The 19,908-nt window shown below is 67.3% G+C and carries 22 protein-coding genes; 13 read left to right on the top strand and 9 right to left on the bottom strand.

Features of this window, described 5'->3' with window-relative positions; all coding sequences use genetic code 11:
• The first annotated feature begins 117 nt into the window (after positions 1 to 117).
• The 3 genes from rsxB to WS61_RS03055 all read left to right on the top strand — a co-directional run bounded on the left by rsxB (position 118) and on the right by WS61_RS03055 (position 2,579).
• Entirely contained in the window at positions 118 to 1,011 is an 894-nt protein-coding gene (rsxB, locus tag WS61_RS03065; protein ID WP_373557107.1) for an electron transport complex subunit RsxB, read from the top strand.
• Complete coding sequence (gene nth, locus WS61_RS03060; RefSeq protein ID WP_059499184.1) at positions 1,008 to 1,652, top strand: endonuclease III; 645 nt, start codon at positions 1,008 to 1,010, stop codon at positions 1,650 to 1,652. The genes rsxB and nth overlap by 4 nt, the downstream gene beginning before the upstream one ends.
• Positions 1,653 to 2,111: 459 nt before the next feature.
• The gene (locus WS61_RS03055) at positions 2,112 to 2,579 is read left to right on the top strand and encodes a DUF1841 family protein (protein ID WP_373557106.1); all 468 of its coding nucleotides are present in this window, start codon (positions 2,112 to 2,114) and stop codon (positions 2,577 to 2,579) included.
• A 101-nt stretch (positions 2,580 to 2,680) separates the two neighbouring features.
• Here WS61_RS03055 and WS61_RS03050 read toward each other — a convergent pair whose 3' ends face one another.
• Together WS61_RS03050 and WS61_RS03045 are read right to left on the bottom strand one after the other, a co-directional pair.
• Positions 2,681 to 3,040, bottom strand: coding sequence for a cytochrome c (locus WS61_RS03050; RefSeq protein ID WP_006490657.1), 360 nt, complete (start codon positions 3,038 to 3,040; stop codon positions 2,681 to 2,683).
• A 40-nt stretch (positions 3,041 to 3,080) separates the two neighbouring features.
• Entirely contained in the window at positions 3,081 to 3,440 is a 360-nt protein-coding gene (locus tag WS61_RS03045) for a cytochrome c (RefSeq protein WP_059499182.1), read from the bottom strand.
• 245 nt (positions 3,441 to 3,685) lie between these two features.
• Between WS61_RS03045 and WS61_RS03040 the strand changes: the two genes are divergently transcribed.
• From WS61_RS03040 to WS61_RS03020, 5 genes are all read left to right on the top strand, one after another.
• Positions 3,686 to 4,528, top strand: a complete 843-nt coding sequence (locus WS61_RS03040; protein ID WP_059499181.1) for a MoxR family ATPase — start codon at positions 3,686 to 3,688, stop codon at positions 4,526 to 4,528.
• A gap of 27 nt (positions 4,529 to 4,555) precedes the next feature.
• Entirely contained in the window at positions 4,556 to 5,731 is a 1,176-nt protein-coding gene (locus WS61_RS03035; protein WP_059499180.1) for a VWA domain-containing protein, read from the top strand.
• Positions 5,732 to 5,786: 55 nt separating this feature from the next.
• On the top strand, positions 5,787 to 6,998 hold the full coding sequence (locus tag WS61_RS03030; RefSeq protein WP_059499179.1) for a benzoate/H(+) symporter BenE family transporter: 1,212 nt from the start codon (positions 5,787 to 5,789) through the stop codon (positions 6,996 to 6,998).
• Between the two features lie 168 nt (positions 6,999 to 7,166).
• Positions 7,167 to 8,120 (top strand): transaldolase, encoded by a 954-nt coding sequence (tal, locus tag WS61_RS03025; RefSeq protein ID WP_059499273.1) that lies wholly within the window; start codon positions 7,167 to 7,169, stop codon positions 8,118 to 8,120.
• 242 nt (positions 8,121 to 8,362) lie between these two features.
• Positions 8,363 to 8,818, top strand: coding sequence for a VOC family protein (locus WS61_RS03020; RefSeq protein ID WP_059499178.1), 456 nt, complete (start codon positions 8,363 to 8,365; stop codon positions 8,816 to 8,818).
• Between the two features lie 92 nt (positions 8,819 to 8,910).
• On the opposite strand, the gene mctP is transcribed toward WS61_RS03020, so the two are convergent.
• From mctP to WS61_RS03005, 3 genes are all read right to left on the bottom strand, one after another.
• The gene (gene mctP / locus WS61_RS03015; RefSeq protein WP_059499177.1) at positions 8,911 to 10,461 is read right to left on the bottom strand and encodes a monocarboxylate uptake permease MctP; all 1,551 of its coding nucleotides are present in this window, start codon (positions 10,459 to 10,461) and stop codon (positions 8,911 to 8,913) included.
• Positions 10,458 to 10,700, bottom strand: a complete 243-nt coding sequence (locus WS61_RS03010) for a DUF3311 domain-containing protein (protein WP_006754439.1) — start codon at positions 10,698 to 10,700, stop codon at positions 10,458 to 10,460. Before WS61_RS03010 ends, mctP begins: the two co-directional genes overlap by 4 nt.
• A gap of 199 nt (positions 10,701 to 10,899) precedes the next feature.
• Entirely contained in the window at positions 10,900 to 11,817 is a 918-nt protein-coding gene (locus WS61_RS03005) for a hypothetical protein (RefSeq protein WP_059499176.1), read from the bottom strand.
• A 146-nt stretch (positions 11,818 to 11,963) separates the two neighbouring features.
• On the opposite strand from WS61_RS03005, the gene WS61_RS03000 reads away from it, so the two are divergent.
• The 3 genes from WS61_RS03000 to WS61_RS02990 all read left to right on the top strand — a co-directional run bounded on the left by WS61_RS03000 (position 11,964) and on the right by WS61_RS02990 (position 13,198).
• Positions 11,964 to 12,218, top strand: coding sequence for a hypothetical protein (locus WS61_RS03000; RefSeq protein ID WP_034208041.1), 255 nt, complete (start codon positions 11,964 to 11,966; stop codon positions 12,216 to 12,218).
• 351 nt (positions 12,219 to 12,569) lie between these two features.
• Positions 12,570 to 12,878, top strand: coding sequence for a type II toxin-antitoxin system RelE/ParE family toxin (locus tag WS61_RS02995; RefSeq protein ID WP_257126706.1), 309 nt, complete (start codon positions 12,570 to 12,572; stop codon positions 12,876 to 12,878).
• Positions 12,875 to 13,198, top strand: coding sequence for a helix-turn-helix domain-containing protein (locus WS61_RS02990; protein WP_059499174.1), 324 nt, complete (start codon positions 12,875 to 12,877; stop codon positions 13,196 to 13,198). The genes WS61_RS02995 and WS61_RS02990 overlap by 4 nt, the downstream gene beginning before the upstream one ends.
• Before the next feature lie 64 nt (positions 13,199 to 13,262).
• On the opposite strand, the gene WS61_RS02985 is transcribed toward WS61_RS02990, so the two are convergent.
• From WS61_RS02985 to WS61_RS02970, 4 genes are all read right to left on the bottom strand, one after another.
• Complete coding sequence (locus WS61_RS02985) at positions 13,263 to 13,739, bottom strand: DNA-deoxyinosine glycosylase (protein WP_059499173.1); 477 nt, start codon at positions 13,737 to 13,739, stop codon at positions 13,263 to 13,265.
• Entirely contained in the window at positions 13,739 to 14,350 is a 612-nt protein-coding gene (locus WS61_RS02980; protein ID WP_059499272.1) for a chorismate lyase, read from the bottom strand. The genes WS61_RS02985 and WS61_RS02980 overlap by 1 nt, the downstream gene beginning before the upstream one ends.
• Before the next feature lie 8 nt (positions 14,351 to 14,358).
• Positions 14,359 to 16,257, bottom strand: a complete 1,899-nt coding sequence (gene htpG, locus WS61_RS02975; RefSeq protein ID WP_059499172.1) for a molecular chaperone HtpG — start codon at positions 16,255 to 16,257, stop codon at positions 14,359 to 14,361.
• 158 nt (positions 16,258 to 16,415) lie between these two features.
• On the bottom strand, positions 16,416 to 17,876 hold the full coding sequence (locus WS61_RS02970) for a PLP-dependent aminotransferase family protein (protein ID WP_059499171.1): 1,461 nt from the start codon (positions 17,874 to 17,876) through the stop codon (positions 16,416 to 16,418).
• A 229-nt stretch (positions 17,877 to 18,105) separates the two neighbouring features.
• Here WS61_RS02970 and WS61_RS02965 point away from each other — a divergent pair, with 229 nt between their 5' ends.
• Together WS61_RS02965 and WS61_RS02960 are read left to right on the top strand one after the other, a co-directional pair.
• Entirely contained in the window at positions 18,106 to 18,798 is a 693-nt protein-coding gene (locus WS61_RS02965) for a VOC family protein (RefSeq protein WP_059499170.1), read from the top strand.
• Between the two features lie 47 nt (positions 18,799 to 18,845).
• Positions 18,846 to 19,754, top strand: coding sequence for a DMT family transporter (locus WS61_RS02960; RefSeq protein WP_059499169.1), 909 nt, complete (start codon positions 18,846 to 18,848; stop codon positions 19,752 to 19,754).
• The last annotated feature ends 154 nt before the right edge of the window (positions 19,755 to 19,908 follow it).

The following is a 19,908-nucleotide window of genomic DNA, read 5'->3' as shown; positions in this document are numbered from 1 at the left end:
GCATAGACGGCGTCCAGCGCAATGCGGGAAATCGGCGATAATCGAGCTTTGGCAAACCTTTCCGGCCGCGCCCGACGCGGCCGAGAGCCATTCGGCGCCGTTGCGCCCGTTGTCACCGTGACCGACTCCAAAACACTCGCGGATCGCATCGAAGATCTGCTTCCCCAGACGCAATGCACGAAGTGCGGCTATAACGGCTGCCGTCCGTACGCCGAGGCGATCGCCGCCGGCGACGCGAACTACAACCAGTGCCCACCCGGCGGCGCCGAAGGCATCACGCGTCTCGCGAACCTGCTCGGCAAGCCGGTGATTCCGCTGAATCCCGTCAACGGCAGCGAACATCCGCGCGCGATCGCGTTCATCGACGAAAACCTGTGCATCGGATGCACGCTGTGCATGCAGGCGTGTCCGGTCGATGCGATCGTCGGCGCACCGAAGCAGATGCACACGATCGTCGCGTCGCTGTGCACGGGCTGCGACCTGTGCGTGCCGCCGTGCCCGGTCGACTGCATCGCGATGCTGCCGGTGACCGGCGATCGCACGGGCTGGGATGCGTGGTCGCAGGAACAGGCCGACGCCGCACGCGAACGCCACGACCTGCGGCTCGCGCGCCAGCGCCGCGAGCGCGAGGCCGCCGAAGCGCGCGCCGCCGCCCGCCGCGCGGCCAGTGCGGCAAAGCCGGCCGCAGGCCCCGCCGCGGCGCAGCCGGATGCGCCGGCCGCCGACGACGCCGAAGCGAAGAAACGCGCGATCATCGCCGCCGCGCTCGAACGCGCACGCAAGAAGAAGGAAGAACTGTCCGGGCAAGGCGCCGGGCCGAAGAACACCGAAGGCGTGAGTGCGGCCGTCCAGGCGCAGATCGACGCGGCCGAGGCCCGCCGCAAGCGACTCGCCGAGCAGCAGGCGCAGCGCGACGCCGAAGCGGCATCGGGCGGCCACGACAACGACAACGACACAGATGGCGACGATCCGGACGGCCCGTCCGCGCCGCCCGACCAGAACGCTCCATGAACGCCAGCAAACGACGCGCGATCTACGAAACGCTGCAGAGCCTCAATCCGCATCCGACCACCGAACTCGAATACTCGACGCCGTTCGAACTGCTGATCGCCGTGATGCTGTCCGCGCAGGCGACCGACGTGTCGGTCAACAAGGCGATGCGGAAAATGTTTCCGGTCGCGAATACCCCGCGACAAATCGTCGCGCTTGGCGAGGAAGGCGTCACCGAGTACATCAAGACGATCGGCCTCTATCGCACCAAGGCGAAGAACGTGGTCGCGACGTGCCGGATCCTGCTCGAGCGCTACGGCGGCGAGGTGCCGGCCGATCGCGAAGCGCTCGAAAGCCTGCCGGGCGTCGGCCGCAAGACCGCGAACGTCGTGCTGAACACCGCGTTCGGCCAGCCGACGATCGCGGTCGACACGCATATCTTCCGCGTCGCGAATCGCACCGGGCTCGCGCCGGGCAAGGACGTGCGGGCCGTCGAGGCCGCGCTCGAAAAGTTCACGCCGAAGGAATTCCTGCAGGACGCGCATCACTGGCTGATCCTGCACGGGCGCTACGTGTGCAAGGCGCGGCGGCCCGAATGCTGGCACTGCGCGATCGAACCGCTGTGCGAGTTCCGGCCGAAGACGCCGCCGCCCGACGAATAAGCGTCGCGCCGCATGGGCGAGCGCCGCACGCGCCGTCGCGACGCCCGCTCCTCCCCTTCCCGGCTACGCGTTGGACGTCGCCGTCGCCGTCGCGTCGACGCCGGCCGCATACGCGTAAGGGCCGACGATCGCCATCGCACCGAACGCGGCGGCGGACAATGCGACGTTGAGCGCGCCCTGCAGGGCGGCGGACGGAGGACGGAGGACGGAGGACGGAGGACGGAGGACGGAGGACGGAGGGCGAAAGGCGAACGGCGAACGACGTCGGTCATGATGAAACGGGCTAACCAGGCGCCGTGACGGAACCGTCGGCGTGTAGCGGCGCGGTGGCGGCGAGCCTGGCCCGCGCTTGCCCGTTGCGCAGCGGGCGGCCGCAACGCCCCGCGTCGCCTGCGTCCAGCCGCCCCGCGGCGGCCGCCAGCGCCGTCCGCCGCTCCGGCGTACAATGCGCGACGCGGCATGACGCCGCCCGAATCACGACGTTTCCCCACCATGTTCAATCCAAGCCGCGACGACGTGCGTCGCTTTTTCACCGAGACCTGGCGCAAGCAGCGCGCGGGCGAAATCCTGACGCCGCTGGAAGCGATCGCAGCCGACTGGATCGTCGAGCATCCCGAATACCACGACGAGCTGGCCGACGCCGACGGCGCGACCGCGCGCGACTACACGCCCGAAGAAGGCCGCACGAACCCGTTCCTGCACCTGTCGATGCACCTCGCGATCAGCGAGCAGTTGTCGATCGACCAGCCGCCCGGCATCCGCGCCGCGCACGACAAGCTGGCCGCGAAGCTCGACTCGACCCACGACGCGCAGCACGCGATCATGGAATGCCTCGGCGAGACGATCTGGGAAGCGCAGCGCACGAACACGCCGCCCGATACCGACGCGTACCTGCAGCGCATCCTGCGCCGCGCGTCGCGCGACTGAGCGCGCGGCCCGGCACGTCGACCTGCGCTGGGCCGCGGACAAAAAAATACCCCGCCGAGGCGGGGCATTCTTGCTGCGCGAGCCCGTGAGGCCCGTCGCGCTTACTTCTTGAACACGAGGTCGGTTTCCTTCAGCGACTCGATGTAGGACGCGATGTCCTTCATGTCGCTGACCGACAGGTTCTGCACCTGCGCCTGCATGATCGCGTTGTTGCGGCCGAGCAGCGGGTTCGTCAGCCCCATCTGGTACTGGCGCATCGCCCACACGAGGTAGTCGGCGTGCTGGCCGGCGAGGCGCGGGTACTCCGCGTTGATCGGCTTGTTCAGTTGCGCGCCGTGGCAGGCCGCGCAGTTGTGCGATTCGACCAGTTCCTTGCCCTTCGAGATGTCCGCGGCGTGCGCGGTACCGATCGCGAGGCCGGCCGCCAGTGCCACCGCCGCCGTCTTGAATGCGTTGTTCATGAATGCTCCTGTCCCGCCGGGGAGATCGGCGGCGCGCGCTTTACTTGTAGGGGTTGTCCTTCGTGTCGGCCTTCTGGGCGGCGTAGTACGCCGACAGATCCGCGATGTCCTGGTCGGTCAGCGAACCGGCGATCGCATTCATCGACGGGAAGTGACGATCCTTCTTGCGGTAGGCCTTCAGCGCGTTCTCGAGGTATTGCTGGTTCTGGCCGCCGAGGACAGGCACCCGGTAGACCTCCGGATACGCCGCGCGGTAGTCCTGGATGCCGTGGCAACCGATGCACATGGCGGCCTTGCTCGCCCCGTCCTTCGGGTTGCCGACCACACCGGCCGCCTGCGCGCTGCCCGTGAGCGCCACGAGCGCTGCGACAACGACGTGTTTGCCGACGAATTTGTTCATAGCTCTTGTAACCTAGCTTGAGGGGAAACTGGCGCCTAAGCGGCAACGGCCCGCGCCGTTTTGCTTATCGGATCGCCACGCAGGCCAAAAAAAACGGCCAGATTGTACCGCGTCGGCGGGGAACGCGTCCATAAGGCGCCCCGGTCCGCCCCGCCACAGCCCCGCTACGATACGCGGGCGCGGCTCAACCGCACAGCCCTTCTGACTTATACTGGGTTTTTTTCCCGAGAAAGAAGAGCGCCGCCATGCGTTTCGAAGGGTCCTCGCACTACGTCGCCACCGACGATCTGAAGCTCGCGGTCAATGCCGCGCTGACGCTGCAACGCCCGCTGCTGATCAAGGGCGAGCCCGGCACCGGCAAGACCATGCTCGCCGAGGAAGTGGCCGCCGCGCTCGACATGCCGCTGCTGCAGTGGCACATCAAGTCGACCACCAAGGCGCAGCAGGGCCTGTACGAATACGACGCGGTGTCGCGGCTGCGCGACTCGCAGCTCGGCGACGAGCGCGTGAAGGACATCGCGAACTACATCGTCAAGGGCGTGCTGTGGCAGGCGTTCGACGCCGAGCGCCCGAGCGTGCTGCTGATCGACGAGATCGACAAGGCCGACATCGAATTCCCGAACGACCTGCTGCGCGAGCTCGACCGGATGGAGTTCCACGTGTACGAGACGCGCGAGACGGTCCGCGCGAAGCACCGCCCGCTCGTCATCATCACGTCGAACAACGAGAAGGAGCTGCCCGACGCGTTCCTGCGCCGCTGCTTCTTCCACTACATCCAGTTTCCGGACCCGTCGACGATGCAGAAGATCGTCGCGGTGCACTTCCCCGACATCCGCGAGGAGCTGCTGCGCGCGGCGCTCGAGAGTTTCTTCGAATTGCGCGGCGTGTCGGGCCTGAAAAAGAAGCCGTCGACGTCCGAACTGCTCGACTGGCTGAAGCTGCTGCTCGCCGAGAACATCCCGGCCGACGCGCTGCGCGGTGCGGACGCGAAACAGATCGTGCCGCCGCTCGCGGGTGCGCTGCTGAAGAACGAGCAGGATTTGAGCCTGCTCGAACGGCTCGTCTACATGAACCGGCACAACCGGTAATCCTCCCTCACCCGCGAAGGCCCGGCCATGCTGCTCAATTTCTTCTACGCGCTGCGCGCAGCCAAGCTGCCCGTCTCGGTGAAGGAATACCTGACGCTGCTCGAATCGCTGAAGGCCGGGCTGATCTCGCCGTCGATCGACGCGTTCTACTTCCTCGCGCGGATGACGCTCGTCAAGGACGAGCAGTACTTCGACAAGTTCGACCAGGCGTTCGGCGCATATTTCCACGGCGTGTCCGCGCTGCCGTCCGAGGCGTTCGACATCCCGCTCGACTGGCTCGAGAAGCGCCTCGAGCGCGAGCTGTCGCCGGAGGAAAAGGCCCAGATCGAAGCGATGGGCGGGCTCGACAAGCTGATGGAGCGCTTGAAGGCGCTGCTCGACGAGCAGAAGGAACGCCACGAAGGCGGCAACAAATGGATCGGCACCGGCGGCACGTCGCCGTTCGGGCACGGCGGCTACAACCCTGAAGGCGTGCGCATCGGCGGCCCGTCGAACGGCAACCGCACGGCGGTGAAGGTGTGGGAAGCGCGCGCCTATCGCGACTACGACGATTCGGTCGAGATCGGCACGCGCAACATCAAGGTCGCGCTGCGGCGGCTGCGCCGCTTTGCGCGCGAAGGCGCGGCCGAGGAACTCGACCTGCCCGGCACGATCCGCAGCACGGCCGCGAACGCGGGCTGGCTCGACCTGCGGATGGTGCCCGAGCGCCACAACAACGAGAAGGTGCTGATGCTGCTCGACGTCGGCGGCTCGATGGACGACCACATCAAGCGCACCGAAGAGCTGTTCTCGGCCGCGAAGGCCGAATTCAAGCACCTCGAATTCTTCTACTTCCACAACTGCGTGTACGACCACCTGTGGAAGAACAACCGCCGCCGCCACTCGGAACGCACCGCGACGTGGGACGTGCTGCACAAGTTCACGCCCGACTACAAGCTGATCTTCGTCGGCGACGCGACGATGAGCCCGTACGAAGTGCTGCAGCCCGGCGGCTCGGTCGAATACAACAACCCGGAAGCCGGCGCCGTGTGGCTGCGCCGCCTCGCCGACCAATTTCCGCATCACGCATGGCTGAACCCCGAGCCGGAGCGGCTATGGGAGTACCGGCAGTCGATCGCGATCATTCGCGACGTGCTCGGCCAGCGCATGTATCCGCTCACGCTCGCGGGCCTCGAAACCGCGATGCGCGCACTCAGCAAGTAACGACACCCACCCGCAGATACACAGGCCGCGTCCGAGCGGCCGCCCCGGAGAAAGCATGAACCCTTCGTCCACCGCGAGCGCCGGCCGCGCCGGCGGCCGCCGCTTTTTCGCCGATACGTCCGTGTCCGCGCTCGTCGCCGGCTTCGTCGCGATGATGACCGGCTACACGAGCTCGCTCGTACTGATGTTCCAGGCCGGCCGCGCCGCCCACCTCACCGATGCGCAGATCTCGTCGTGGATCTGGGCGCTATCGATCGGCATGGCGGTGACGACGATCGGCCTGTCGCTGCGCTTTCGCGCGCCCGTCGTCGTCGCATGGTCGACGCCCGGCGCCGCGCTGCTGATCGCGTCGCTGCCCGGCGTGCCGTACCCCGAGGCGATCGGCGCGTTCGTCGTATGCGCGCTGCTGCTGACGGCCGTCGGCGTGAGCGGGCTGTTCGACACGTTGATGAAGCGCATCCCGGCCGGCATCGCGGCCGCGCTGCTCGCGGGCATCCTGTTCGAGATCGGCATCGAGATCTTCCGCGCCGCGCAGTTCCAGACCGCGCTCGTGCTCGCGATGTTCTTCACCTACCTGATCGTCAAGCGGCTCGCGCCGCGCTACGCGATCGTCACGACGCTGCTCGTCGGCACCGCGGTGGCCGGCGGCCTCGGGCTGCTCGATTTCAGCCGCTTCCACATCGCGCTCGCGCAGCCCGTGTTCACGATGCCCGCGTTCTCGATCGCGTCGATCGTCAGCATCGGCATTCCGCTGTTCGTCGTCGCGATGGCGTCGCAGAACGTGCCGGGCATCGCGGTGCTGCGCGCGGACGGCTATCCGACGCCGTCGTCGCCGCTGATCGCGACGACCGGCCTCGCGTCGCTGCTGCTCGCGCCGTTCGGCTCGCACGGCGTGAATCTCGCGGCGATCACGGCCGCGATCTGTACCGGCCCCGAAGCGCACGAGGATCATGCGAAGCGCTACACGGCCGCCGTGTGGTGCGGCACGTTCTACCTGGTCGCCGGCATCTTCGGCGCGACGATCGCCGCGCTGTTCGCGGCACTGCCGAAGGCGCTCGTCGTGTCGGTCGCGGCGCTCGCGCTGTTCGGCTCGATCATGAGCGGGCTCGCGAACGCGATGCAGGACGTGAAGCAGCGCGAAGCGGCGCTCGTCACGTTCATGGTGACCGCGTCGGGCCTCACGCTGCTGTCGATCGGCTCGGCGTTCTGGGGGCTCGTCGCGGGCGTCGTCACGCAGGTGATCCTGAACGCGCGGCGCCCCGCGTGACGCGGCTCGCCGCCCGCCGCGGCGCGCGCCCGGCACGCCAAAACGTGCCCGACACGAATCGGGCCTAAAATGATGGATCGGAAGCGGCGCCCGGCGCCGCTTCGCTTCGCCGCCGCGCTCGCGCGGCCCGTGAGAACCCGGCGCCCCGCGCTCTTCTTCCGAATCGCCATGACTACCGCACTCGACCAGCTGAAGCAGTACACGACCGTCGTCGCCGACACGGGCGACTTCCAGCAGCTTGCGCAATACAAGCCGCAGGACGCGACCACGAACCCGTCGCTGATCCTGAAGGCCGTCCAGAAGGATGCGTACAAGCCGATCCTCGAGAAAACCGTCCGCGATCATCGCAACGAAAGCACCGATTTCATCATCGACCGCCTGCTGATCGCATTCGGCACCGAAATCCTGAAGCTGATCCCCGGCCGCGTGTCGACCGAGGTCGACGCGCGCCTGTCGTTCGACACGCAGCGCTCGATCGACAAGGGCCGCGAGCTCGTCAAGCTGTACGAAGCCGCCGGCGTCGGCCGCGAGCGCATCCTGATCAAGCTCGCGTCGACGTGGGAAGGCATCCGCGCAGCCGAGGTGCTGCAGAAGGAAGGGATCAAGTGCAACATGACCCTGCTTTTCTCGCTCGTGCAGGCCGCCGCGTGCGCGGAAGCCGGCGCGCAACTGATCTCGCCGTTCGTCGGCCGCATCTACGACTGGTACAAGAAGCAGGCCGGCGCGGAATGGAACGAAGCGCGCGACGGCGGCGCGAACGATCCGGGCGTGCAATCGGTGCGCCGCATCTACACGTACTACAAGACGTTCGGCTACAAGACCGAAGTGATGGGCGCGAGCTTCCGCACGACGAGCCAGATCATCGAGCTCGCCGGCTGCGACCTGCTGACGATCAGTCCCGACTTGCTGCAGAAGCTGCACGAGAGCAACGAGACGGTCGCACGCAAGCTGTCCCCGGAAACGCTGCAGGACAAGCCGGCCGAGCGCGTCGCGATCGACGAGGCATCGTTCCGCTTCCAGCTGAACGACGAAGCGATGGCGACCGAAAAGCTCGCCGAAGGCATCCGCGTATTCGCCGCCGACGCGGTGAAGCTCGAGAAGCTGATCGACGCGCTGCGCTGAGCCGCGCTGCGCGTCAGCGGCTGTCAGCAAGACTGACAACAGCCGTCAGTACGTGCGCTGCAACGGTCGCGAACGCGATGTTCCCGGCCGTTTTTATTTTTCATTCCATCGTCAAGCGCGCGCACTACAATCCACGTCACGGGTGCGACGGCCGCCTCCCGATGCGCCCTTTCCCCCAGTCAATCTTGCACGACGCCAAGCCAGCGCCGACGCGCCGGCACGGCTCATCCCAGGAGACAACGATGCAAGTTCAACCGTACCTGACGTTCTACGGCCGTGCCGACGAAGCCCTTCAGTTCTACGAAAAAGCACTCGGCGCAAAGACCGTGTTCAAGATGCACTTCAAGGACGCACCGCCGAATTCCGATTACCCGATGCCGCCGGAAATGAGCGACAAGGTGATGCATGCGAGCTTCACGATCGGCGACTCGATGATCATGTGCTCGGACGGCGATTGCAGCCAGCCGACCGGCGCCGCGCACGCCGGCTATTCGCTGTCGCTGAACCCGACGACCGTCGACGAAGGCCAGAAGCTGTTCAATGCGCTCGCCGACGGCGGCGAAGTGACGATGCCGTTCGGCAAGACGTTCTGGGCGCTCGGCTTCGGGATGGCGAAGGATCGTTTCGGCGTGCACTGGATGGTCAACGTCGAGGATCCGTCGCAGCGCGAGGATCTCGCGAAACGCGCGCAGGGCTGACGCAAAGGAAACGCCCGCCACCTCGCGGTGGCGGGCGTTTTCGCTCCTGAGCAAAGCGTCGTGCGCGGCACACGGCCGCGCACGACGCCGTCTCAACCCTCGACGACGTCGAGATAATCCTCCGGCCGCGTGCGATCCTCCGCATGAGCCATGCCCATCGCGCGCACCAGCACGCTCACCGCCACCGACACCACCAGGTTCACGACCAGCGACCACACGGCCGCATAGCCGGGGATCGCGAGGCCGAACAGGTGGATCGTGAAGATCGAACTGGCCAGCTTCAGCGAGATCGCCATCCACGTGCCGCAGACGATGCCGGCCGCCCAGCCGGCCAGCAAGCCGCGATGGTCGAGCACGCGCGTGTACAGGCCGAGCACGATCGCCGGCAGCGTCTGGATGATCCAGATCCCGCCGAGCAGCTGCAACTGGATCGCGTAGGTCAGCGGCAACCCGAGGATGAACGCCACCGCGCCGACCTTCACGATCAGCGAGACGAGCTTCGCGACGTGCGTCTCCTGGTCATGCGACATGTTGCGGTTGACGAACTCGCGATGGATGTTGCGCGTGTACAGGTTCGCGGCCGCGATCGACATGATCGCCGCCGGCACCAGCGCGCCGATGCCGATCGCCGCGAACGCGACGCCGACGAACCACGACGGGAAATACTCGAGGAACAGCGCGGGCACCGCGAAGTTCGGGCCGAACGCCTTGAAGTACGGCGCGTACTGCGGCATGTCCTTCACGCCGGAGGCGAGCGCCATGTAGCCGAGCAGCGCCAGCAGGCCGAGCACGAACGAGTACGCGGGCAGCATCGCCATGTTGCGGCGGATCGAATTGCCCGACGACGACGACAGGATCGCCGTGACCGAGTGCGGATACAGGAACAGCGCGAGCGCCGAGCCGATCGCGAGCGTCGCATACGCGCTGTAGCCGTTCAGGCTCGTCGCGTCGGGTGCCTTCAGCAGCAGCTTCGCGGGCGGCACCGCGGAGAAGATGTGCCCGAAGCCGCCGAGCTTCGCGGGGATCACGATGATCGCGGCGGCGATCGTGACGTAGATCAGCACGTCCTTCACGATCGCGATCATCGCCGGCGCGCGCAGCCCCGACGTGTACGTGTACGCGGCCAGGATCGCGAACGCGATGATCAGCGGCAGATCGCCGACGAAGCCGGTCGTGTCGAAGCCGAGCGCGCCGATCACCACCTCGATGCCGACGAGCTGCAGCGCGATGTACGGCATCGTCGCGACGATGCCCGTCACCGCGATCGCCAGCGCGAGCATGCGGCTGCCGTAGCGTGCGTTGACGAAATCGGCGGCCGTCACGTAGCCGTGCCGCTTCGCGATGCTCCACAGCTTCGGGAACACGACGAACGCGAACGGATAGATCAGGATCGTGTACGGCAGCGCGAAGAAGCCCATCGCGCCGGCGCCGAACACGAGCGCGGGCACCGCGACGAACGTGTAGGCCGTGTAGAGATCGCCGCCGAGCAGGAACCACGTGACGATCGTGCCGAAGCGGCGGCCGCCGAGGCCCCATTCGTCGAGATGAGCAAGATCGCCGCGCCGCCAGTTCGCGGCCAGGAAGCCGATGATCGTGACGCCGATGAACAGCAGGACGAAGACGAAGGTCGCGCCGAGATTCATTGCGCACCTCCTTGCGGGCCGCTCGCCTTCCATGCGTTCTTGGTCTTGAAGTACACGAACGCGGTGATCACCGCGCTGATGAAGACCCACAGCAACTGGTACCAGTAGAAAAACGGAAAACCGAACCATTGCGGTTCGATCTTGCTGTACGACGGCACCCAGACCATCGCGATCAGCGGCAGTACCAGCAGCCAGAGCCAGCGCTTGGCGGCCCGGTTGGCGTCGGCATCGTGAGCCATGACGTCTCCTCTTCTATCCCGGTTATCGATCTTGTTGAGCGGGTACGGCACCGAGAGGAGCGGCAAAACGGGTAGGCTGCGGCTCCCCTGGCTTCGCGCCAGTATAGGAGCCGCGAGCACGCGGTCAAGCAGGGGCGAACCCGAGGTGATCCGCCCCTTGTCGCGCGGTTGCACCGGCCTGCCGCCGATGCATCCGGCGTCAGATCGCGAACGCGGCGTCGCGTGCGCCCGTCGTTTCTTTCAAAGCTTTCACCCACTTGCGCGCGGGCAGCTTCAGCGTGTCCTCGATCAGCTTCGCGCGGGCGTCGAGCTGAGCGAACGACACCTCCAGCGCGGGGCCCGAGAACGCAATCGCGATCCGGTTGCCGTCGTGCACCTCGGGCAGCGCGATCACGCGGTGATCGAACGCCGCGTTCAGGTGTTTCATGTTGCGCACGAAGCTCGGATGATCGCCGAACAGGTTGATCGTCGCGATGCCGGCGTCGGCGAGGCAGCCGCGCACCGCGCGGTAGAACGCGACGCTGTCGAGCACGGGGCCGCGCGCGGTCGCGTCGTACAGGTCGATCTGAATCGCGCCGGTCGTGCCGCGGTTGGCCGGATCGTTGACGAAGTCCCAGGCGTCGGCTTCGTGCACGACGAGGCGCGCGTCGTCGGGCGGCAGCGCGAACATCGTGCGCGCGGCGACGATCACGGCCGGGTTCAGCTCGACGGCCTCGACCTTCGCGTGCGGCAGGAAACGATGCGCGAACTTGGTCAGCGCGCCGGTGCCGAGCCCGAGTTGGACGATCCGCTCGGGCGTTTCGAGGAACAGCAGCCACGCCATCATCTGCTGCGCGTATTCGAGCTCGATATGCAGCGGCTTCGAAATCCGCATCGCGCCCTGCACCCACTCGGTACCGAAGTGCAGGAAGCGCACGCCGCCTTCTTCGGAGAACGTAACGGGCGCGAAGCGCGGCTTGCGCGGCGCTTCGAGCACCGGCACGTCGTCGTGTTCGTCGATGTCCGGGCGGCGCTTCACGCGCGGCGGCTGGAGCTTTTCGGAGCCGTTGTAGGCGGACGGCTTGCGTTGCTTGAACGCGCGTGCCTCGGCGGACGCGCGCTTGATCAGTCGGGTCATGATGGTTGAATCTCGCTGGGTGACGCTGGATGAGCGGACGAGAGGATAGCATTGGCGGAAGACGGAGGCCGCGACGCGCATCCCGCCACGCGTGACGCCGGACCCCGTCGGCGCTACGCTGCGTTCGTGGATCCACAGGAGCGCGTATGACTTCGAACGACAAGAAGATCTGGTTCCCGGCGAAGCGCTACGGCTGGGGATGGGGATTACCGGTAGCGTGGCAGGGCTGGGTCGTGCTGCTGCTGTTCGCGATCGGGATCGTCGCGAGCGCGTGGCTGGTGCCGCCGCAACGATCGCCGGTGGCGTACGGCGCGTGCATCGTGGTGCTGGTCGCGCTGCTGACGGCCGTGTGCTGGATCAAGGGCGAGAAGCCCCGCTGGCGATGGGGCAACGACGATTGAGCTTCGACGCGACACGCCAGCCCATGTGATCGCGGTTCGTCAGCAACGCCCTCCTTTCGTCATCGATACGTCGCGACAGCACTCTGTCAAACGGCTGAATTGTCTCGACTCTCCACGCGACGCAACACTGTGAAGCAGCGGCCTCCTGGCCTGAAGTTCACATCGCGTTTCCCGTCGGCGGCACTCGACTGTTGAACCGGCCCTGCCCTCTCCGTGGCCGCCGCGCGCCTGCCCCGCTCCTGGCACCGCATTCGAACGGCCACGCCGAATGCTTCGGCGGTCTTTGCAACTATACCCAAATAGGGATAAATTGATCCGCTGTACTGTCTCGGCTCGGCGCGCAAGGATTTGATGGCGATGCCCGAAGCCGTGCAGGACACGTTCGGGTATGCGCTGTATCTGGCGCAGACGGGACGCAAGCACGATCGGGCCAAGCCCTTGAGGGGATTCGGATCGGCAGGCGTGCTGGAGATCGTGGACTCCGAAGACAACGGCACGTACCGCGCGGCCTACACGGTGAAGCTGGGCAGCAGCGTCTACGTGCTGCACTGTTTCCAGAAGAAATCGTCGAGCGGCGTCGCGACACCCAGGCCGGACAGCGACCTCGTCCGCGAACGTCTGAAAGCGGCCGAAGCACACGCAACAGGAGAAAGGCGATGATCGAAATCGAACAGGGCAGCGGGAACGTCTACGCTGATCTGGGCATGCGCAATGCCGACGAAATGCGGGTGAAGGCCCAGCTCGCGGCGAAAATCGCGGAAATCATCAAGGCGCGCAAATGGACGCAGCAGCACGCGGCACGATTGCTCGGCATCCCTCAGCCGAAGCTGTCGAACATGTTGCGCGGTCAGTTTCGCGGCGTGAGCGAGACGAAGATGCTCGAATGTCTCGCCAAGCTCGGACGCGACGTGCAGATTGTCGTCGGGCCAGACCGGCGGTCGGAAGCCGCAGGACACATCGAAGTCGTTTTCGCCGCCTGACGGCAGCGTCGTTTCGATCGCACCGATGCGCTGGCCGCACGTGCCGCCGGCAGCGCCCGGTCGATCAAAGCACGATTCGACGCCAGTGCTCGAGCTTCTGCTCGAACGACAGCATTGCATTCGCCGGACTCGACGAAGGCAGCACGAGCGTCTCGTACCCGGCCTGGCCGATCACGTCGGCGAATCGCCCGGCCGTCTTGCCGTTGAAGCACACGCGCTTGAGCAACGGCGCATGCGCGCGCAGCGAATCGAAGTCGTTCGGCTTCGCATTCCTGATCGCGGAATCGAGACTGCCCTGGCGATGGCACGCATCCAGCACATCCCAGATGCCGATGCCGTGCGACAGCACGCGCTCGAGCCGCGCGTCGTACGGCAATTCGTGCAGCATCGGCTCGCCGAGCACCGCGCCGAGCAGCCGCCAGAACTGGTTGCGCGGATGCGCGTAGTACTGCGCGGCGTCGAGCGACGCCTCGCCCGGAAAGCTGCCGAGAATCATCGTGTGCGTATTCGCCGCGACGACGGGCGGAAAGCCCTGCAACATCACGCGCCTCCGTGCGGCCCGGCCGATCGCGGCCCGGCCGATTGCGGCCCGTCGCCGTACGCATCGAGATGGCGCCACAGCGCCGGCAGCATGCACTCGGTGACCATCAACGGCTTGCCGTGACGCTGGAACACCGAGCGCCGCGCGGCAAACGCATGCGGCGCGCGCGCGCCCTGCAATGCATGGCTTGCGAGCGCATACAACGGATGACCGGCGATCACGCGCCGGCTCACGAGCGCCGAGCGCTCGACCTGCGGATCGCTGTACAGCAGCTCCGCAAGCGGCCGCGTGCGCAGCCGCCGCATCGCCTGCCACACGCCCTTGCTGGCGGCGAGCGGCGCAATGCTGTGCGCAGCGACGTACGGCGTGCCGTCGACCGACAAAATCACCTCGCGCACCCACATCGGCGCGCGCGGCGAACTGGCGAGCGCGTCCGGCTCGTCGAACCACGGCGAGTCGACGGCCTCGCGCGTCACGCGCACGTTCACGCGGCCGAGCCGCGCGAGGTGCGCGGTCAGCGATCCGCCGCGCGTCAGCCAGTCGCGCTGGTCGAGCGTGCAGCCAGGACGCGGCGTCTCGCGCCAGCCGGCCCGGGCGCCGTCGAATCGCATGCGCACGTTCACGCGGCGCGCGACAGCAGCAGCGCGTTGGTCCGCTTCACGAAGCTCGCCGGATCGTCGAGCATGCCGCCTTCGGCCAACAGCGCCTGATCGAACAGCAGATGGCACCAGTCGCCGAAATCGGCGCTGTCGGCCTTCAGCTGCTTCACGAGCGCGTGCTCGGGATTGATCTCGAGGATCGGCTGCATCGCCGGCGCATTCTGGCCGGCGGCCTTCAGCATCCGCTGCAGGTAGCCGCTCATGTCGTTGTCGTCCGCGACGAGGCACGACGGCGAGTCGGTCAGGCGGAACGTGACGCGCACTTCCTTCACCTTGTCGCCGAGCGCTTCCTTCATCTTCTCGACGACCGGCTTGATCGCCTCGCCCGCCTGCTCCTGCGCCTTCTTCTCCTCGTCGTTCAGCTCGCCGAGGTCGAGATCGCCGCGGGCCACGCTCGCGAGCGGCTTGCCGTCGAATTCGTGCAGGAACGACAGCATCCATTCGTCGACGCGGTCGGTCAGCAGCAGCACCTCGACGCCCTTCTTGCGGAACACTTCCAGATGCGGGCTGTTCTTCGCGGCCTGCCACGTGTCGGCGGTCACGTAGTAGATCTTGCTCTGCTCCGGCTTCATGCGCGACACGTAGTCGGCGAGCGACACGTCCTGCGCGTCGGTGTCGCCGTGCGTCGACGCGAAGCGCAGCAGCTTCGCGATGCGCTCGCGGTTCGCGTGATCCTCGCCGACGCCTTCCTTCAGCACCTGGCCGAACGCGCTCCAGAACGTCTTGTACTTCTCCTTGCCGGCGTCGTCTTCCGCGTTCGCGAGCTCTTCGAGCATCGACAGCGCGCGCTTGGTCACGCCTTCGCGGATCGCCTTCACGTCGCGGCTTTCCTGCAGGATTTCACGCGAGACGTTCAGCGGCAGGTCGGCCGAATCGACGACGCCCTTCACGAAACGCAGATACTGCGGCAGCAGCTGCTCGGCGTCGTCCATGATGAACACGCGCTTCACGTACAGCTTCAGCCCGCCGCGGTAGTCGCGATTCCACAGGTCGAACGGCGCGCGCGCCGGCACGAACAGCAGCTGCGTGTATTCGCTGCGGCCCTCGACGCGGTTGTGCGTCCACGTGAGCGGATCCTGGTGATCGTGCGCGATGTGCTGGTAGAACTGCGTGTACTGCTCGTCGGTGACGTCGCCCTTCGAACGCGTCCACAGCGCGCTCGCCTGGTTGACGGTCTCGTCCTCGTCCTTCAGGACCATCTCGCCCTTCTCCTGATCCCACTCTTCCTTGCGCATCAGGATCGGCAGCGCGATGTGGTCGGAGTACTTCTGGATGATCGATTTCAGGCGATGCGACGACAGCAGGTCGTCCTCGCCTTCGCGCAGGTGCAGCGTGATCGTCGTGCCGCGCTGCGCGCGCTCGATCGCGTCGATCGTGAAATCGCCCTCGCCGGCGCTTTCCCAGCGCACGGCTTCATTCGCCGGCAGGCCCGCGCGGCGCGTTTCGACGGTGATCTTGTCGGCGACGATGAAGCCCGAGTAGAAGCCCACGCCGAACTGGCCGATCAGCGCCGCGTCCTTCTGCTGGTCGCCGGACAGCTTCGTGAAGAACTCCTTGGTGCCCGAACGCGCGATCGTGCCGAGGTTCGCGATCGCCTCGTCGCGGCTCATGCCGATGCCGTTGTCGTCGATCGTGATCGTGCGCGCGGCCTTGTCGTAGCCGATGCGGATGCGCAGGTTCGGATCGTTCTCGTACAGCGCGTTGTCCGCGAGCCCTTCGAAACGCAGCTTGTCGGCTGCGTCGGACGCATTCGACACCAGTTCGCGCAGGAAAATTTCCTTGTTGCTGTAGAGCGAATGGATCATCAGGTGGAGGAGTTGCTTGACCTCTGCCTGAAAGCTCATCGTTTCGTGTGCCATGGATACTGTTTCCTCTTACTTGAACTGAAAAGGGGTGACGCCGGCGCCCGGCGCGCGATGCCGGCGGCCCCACGAAGGACGACCGCCGGGCGCCGGCGGTTTGCGCGCGTATCTGGGGACGGTGCGCGGCATTTCAAGAGCCGGCCCGCGGCGCCGCGTCACGACGCGCGCCGCACCGCCGAATCGATATAGCGCGCCAGCAGCCCCGGCAGCGCCGGATCGCCGCAGTTCGCGACGTTGAAGCGCATCCACGTGGACGGCGACTGCTGCGGCGAAAACAGGCTGCCCGGCGTCAGCAGGAAGCCGGCCTCGTGCGCGACCGCCGCGAGCGCGTCCGAATCGACGCCCGTGTCGGCCCACAGGAACATCCCGGCCGCCGGCATCGTGAAGAGCCCGAGCCCCGTGCGCTCGAGCATCCGGGCGGTCTTGTCGCGCACGCCGTCGAGCCGCGCGCGCAGCCGCTCGACATGGCGCCGGTAATGCCCTTCGGTCAGGATCTTGTACAGCACGCGCTCGTTGAGCTCGGGCGTCGTCATCCCGACCAGCATCTTCTGGTCGGTGACCGCCTTCGCGATCTCCGGCGCGCAGGCCACGTACCCGACCCGCAAGTTCGCCGCGAGCGTCTTCGAGTAGCTGCCGAGGTAGATCACCCGCTTCAACTGGTCGAGGCTCGCGAGGCGCGTGGCCGGATAGCTCGGCGGGCACAGGTCGCCGTACACGTCGTCCTCGACGACGAGGAAATCGTAGGCCTCCGCGAGCTTCAGGATCCGGAACGCCTGCGCGGCCGACAGCGACGTGCCGGTCGGGTTCTGCAGCACCGAATTGATCACGAGCATCTTCGGCCGCCACATCTGCACCAGGGTTTCGAGCGCATCGAGGTCGGGGCCGTCGGGCGTATACGGCATCCCGACGAGTTGCGCGCCCTGCGCCGCGAAACGGCCGAACATCTGGAACCAAGCGGGATCGCCGACGATCACCGCATCGCCCGGCCGCATGTAGATCCGCGAGATCAGGTCGATTGCCTGCGTGATGCCGGAAACCAGCACGATCTGTTCGGGCTTCGCGCCGATCTCGACTTCGGCGAGGCGCGTCTGCAGTTGCTGGCGCAGCGGCAGGAAGCCCTGCGCGGTGCCGAAGCCGAGCATCTGTGCGCCCGACTGGCGCCCGAGCGCGCGCAGCGCGCCGGTGATCAGCTCGCCGTCGAGCCAGCGGCCCGGCAGATAGCCGAGGCCCGGGCCCTTCTCCGGGCTGACGGTGTGCAGCATGTTGCGCAGCAGCCAGACGACGTCGATCGTGTTGTGCACGGGCGCGGCCTCGGCTACGCGCGCGGCGCCGTCGGCCGGCTGCGGGCCGGCGCCCGTGCGCTCGCGCACGTAGAAGCCGGAGCCGCGCCGCGAGTCGAGGTAGCCCTGCGCGACGAGGCGCTCGTAGGCCTCGACGACGGTGAAGCGCGACACGCTCTTGTCGAGCGCGAGCTTGCGGATCGACGGCATGCGCATGCCGGGACGGAACACGCGTTCGTCGATACGCCGCCGCGCCCACTGGACCAACTGGTCGACGAGCGTGAGCGTGGCCGTGTCGTGCGGCGCGGGAATCTGGGCGAGTGGGACGGTGGACATGGGCGGCGGCTCCAACTGTACCGAAGGCTATCGCGCCGATTGTACCGTTACTGTGCCGGTAGCGACGATTACAGTTGACCGGAATGGCGATCGTGCGGCCGCCGGTTCGGCCCCGCCGCACGTGGTGCCGCGCCTGCCGGCCCGCATCGCGGCCGGGCGCCGGCCGGTCCGGCCCCCGCCCGGCGCCTCGCCCGCTTACCATGACACTTTCGCTTCCCGCCCGACGCTCATGCCAGCTCGCTCCCTGACACTCGACCATCTCGTGATTGCCGCGCGCACCCTCGACGAAGGCGTGCGCCATGTCGCCGATGCGCTCGGCATCGAACCGGCCGGCGGCGGCCGCCACTCGCTGATGCGGACCCACAATGCATTGTTCGGCGCGTGGGGCGGGCTTTACCTCGAAGTGATCGCGATCGACCCCGACGCGCCCGCGCCGGACGACGACGCAAAGCCGCCGCGCGCGCGGCTGTTCGGCCTCGACGATCCGGCGCTCCACGCGCGGCTCGCGCAGGGCCCGTTTCTCGCGCACTGGGTCGCGCGCGTCGACCGCCCGCGCCAGCTTGCGCTGTGGCAGCGCCAGTATCCGGCCCGTATCGCGCCCGTCGTCGCGATGCGACGCGGCGACCTGAGCTGGGGCCTCACGGTGCCCGACGACGGCAGCTTCCCCGCCTGGCAAGGCGCAGGCGACGGCCTCGTGCCGTCGCTGATCCAGTGGGACAGCCCGCGCCACCCGTCCGAATCGCTGCCCGGCGACGGCATCGCGCTGAAGGCACTCAAGGGCGCCCACCCGCGCGCGGATGCGATCCGCGAACAGCTCGACTGGCTCGGCGCCGCTCACCTGATCGACGTCGAATCGACCGACGGTCCGCCGGCGCTCGTCGCCGAATTCGACACGCCGCAGGGCCCGCGCACGCTGCGCTGAACGCCCGCCCGATCGTAACCACCCTGCAAGACGGAGACACCCTCGACATGAATTCGCGCGAAACCCGGGGCATGCTGCTCGGCCTCATCGGCGTGATGATTTTCAGCCTGACGCTGCCGATGACGCGGATCGTCGTATCCGAACTCAACCCGCTGCTCAACGGGCTCGGCCGCGCGCTCGCCGCCGCCGTGCCGGCCGGCCTGCTGCTGTGGTGGCGCCGCGAGCCGCTGCCGACGCGCACGCAACTGAAAAGCCTCGCGATCACGTCGGCCGGCGTGATCATCGCGTATCCGGTGTTCTCGGCCTGGGCGATGAAATCGGTGCCGGCATCGCACGGCGCGGTGGTCAACGGGTTGCAGCCGTTGTTCGTCGCGCTGTACGCGGCATGGCTGTCGCACGAACGGCCGTCGAAGGCGTTCTGGGCCAGCGCGGTGGCCGGCAGCGCGCTCGTGATCGCATTCGCGCTGCGCGACGGCGGCGGCGCCGTGCAGGCCGGCGACGCGCTGATGCTCGTCGCGGTCGGCATCGGCGCGCTCGGCTATGCGGAAGGCGCGCGGCTCGCGCGCCAGATCGGCGGCTGGCAGGTGATCTGCTGGGCGCTCGTCGTATCGGCGCCGTTCCTCGTGCTGCCGGTCGGCTGGCTCGCGTGGCTGCAGCACGCCGCGCATCCGGGCCCGCTCGCGCTGCGCACGTGGCTCGCGTTCGGCTACGTGACCCTTTTTTCGCAGTTCATCGGCTTTTTCGCGTGGTACGCGGGGCTCGCGATGGGCGGCACCGCGCGCGTGGGCCAAGTGCAACTGCTGCAGATTTTCTTCACGATCGCGTTTTCCGCACTGCTGTTCGGCGAAACGGTCACGTCGTCGACGTGGCTGTTCGCCGCCGCCGTGATCGCGACCGTGGTGCTCGGGCGCCGCTCGGCGGTCGCCACGGCGCCGCATCCCGCTCGCGCCGGCTGAACAGGTACGCCATAATGGCTGCTTTGCCTGATCGGTTTGCCAGACTGGCCGTGCCCACCCAGCCGCGAAGGCTCGATCGCGCTCGCGTTCGCCCACCCGGCGGCGTCGAAACGATCCGCCCGAGCGACCTTTCTTGACTGACCACGATACCCGA

The organism is Burkholderia sp. ABCPW 11 (assembly GCF_001523445.1).
GTDB lineage: Bacteria > Pseudomonadota > Gammaproteobacteria > Burkholderiales > Burkholderiaceae > Burkholderia.
The sequence above is the reverse complement of the archived record's forward strand: the minus strand, read 5'-3'. Positions and strand labels throughout refer to the sequence as shown.

Bases quoted from the DNA above. Each gene is read 5' to 3' on its own strand.
- WS61_RS02995 (WP_257126706.1), top strand. From the start codon at position 12,570: ATGGCGATGCCCGAAGCCGTGCAGGACACGTTCGGGTATGCGCTGTAT.
- WS61_RS03050 (WP_006490657.1), bottom strand. From the start codon at position 3,040: ATGAACAACGCATTCAAGACGGCGGCGGTGGCACTGGCGGCCGGCCTC.
- WS61_RS02990 (WP_059499174.1), top strand. From the start codon at position 12,875: ATGATCGAAATCGAACAGGGCAGCGGGAACGTCTACGCTGATCTGGGC.
- WS61_RS03010 (WP_006754439.1), bottom strand. From the start codon at position 10,700: ATGGCTCACGATGCCGACGCCAACCGGGCCGCCAAGCGCTGGCTCTGG.
- WS61_RS03055 (WP_373557106.1), top strand. From the start codon at position 2,112: ATGACGCCGCCCGAATCACGACGTTTCCCCACCATGTTCAATCCAAGC.
- htpG (WP_059499172.1), bottom strand. From the start codon at position 16,257: ATGGCACACGAAACGATGAGCTTTCAGGCAGAGGTCAAGCAACTCCTC.
- WS61_RS03030 (WP_059499179.1), top strand. From the start codon at position 5,787: ATGAACCCTTCGTCCACCGCGAGCGCCGGCCGCGCCGGCGGCCGCCGC.
- mctP (WP_059499177.1), bottom strand. From the start codon at position 10,461: ATGAATCTCGGCGCGACCTTCGTCTTCGTCCTGCTGTTCATCGGCGTC.
- WS61_RS02960 (WP_059499169.1), top strand. From the start codon at position 18,846: ATGAATTCGCGCGAAACCCGGGGCATGCTGCTCGGCCTCATCGGCGTG.
- WS61_RS03000 (WP_034208041.1), top strand. From the start codon at position 11,964: ATGACTTCGAACGACAAGAAGATCTGGTTCCCGGCGAAGCGCTACGGC.
- WS61_RS03045 (WP_059499182.1), bottom strand. From the start codon at position 3,440: ATGAACAAATTCGTCGGCAAACACGTCGTTGTCGCAGCGCTCGTGGCG.
- tal (WP_059499273.1), top strand. From the start codon at position 7,167: ATGACTACCGCACTCGACCAGCTGAAGCAGTACACGACCGTCGTCGCC.
- WS61_RS02965 (WP_059499170.1), top strand. From the start codon at position 18,106: ATGCCAGCTCGCTCCCTGACACTCGACCATCTCGTGATTGCCGCGCGC.
- WS61_RS03035 (WP_059499180.1), top strand. From the start codon at position 4,556: ATGCTGCTCAATTTCTTCTACGCGCTGCGCGCAGCCAAGCTGCCCGTC.
- WS61_RS03005 (WP_059499176.1), bottom strand. From the start codon at position 11,817: ATGACCCGACTGATCAAGCGCGCGTCCGCCGAGGCACGCGCGTTCAAG.
- WS61_RS02970 (WP_059499171.1), bottom strand. From the start codon at position 17,876: ATGTCCACCGTCCCACTCGCCCAGATTCCCGCGCCGCACGACACGGCC.
- nth (WP_059499184.1), top strand. From the start codon at position 1,008: ATGAACGCCAGCAAACGACGCGCGATCTACGAAACGCTGCAGAGCCTC.
- WS61_RS03040 (WP_059499181.1), top strand. From the start codon at position 3,686: ATGCGTTTCGAAGGGTCCTCGCACTACGTCGCCACCGACGATCTGAAG.
- WS61_RS02985 (WP_059499173.1), bottom strand. From the start codon at position 13,739: ATGTTGCAGGGCTTTCCGCCCGTCGTCGCGGCGAATACGCACACGATG.
- WS61_RS03020 (WP_059499178.1), top strand. From the start codon at position 8,363: ATGCAAGTTCAACCGTACCTGACGTTCTACGGCCGTGCCGACGAAGCC.
- WS61_RS02980 (WP_059499272.1), bottom strand. From the start codon at position 14,350: ATGCGATTCGACGGCGCCCGGGCCGGCTGGCGCGAGACGCCGCGTCCT.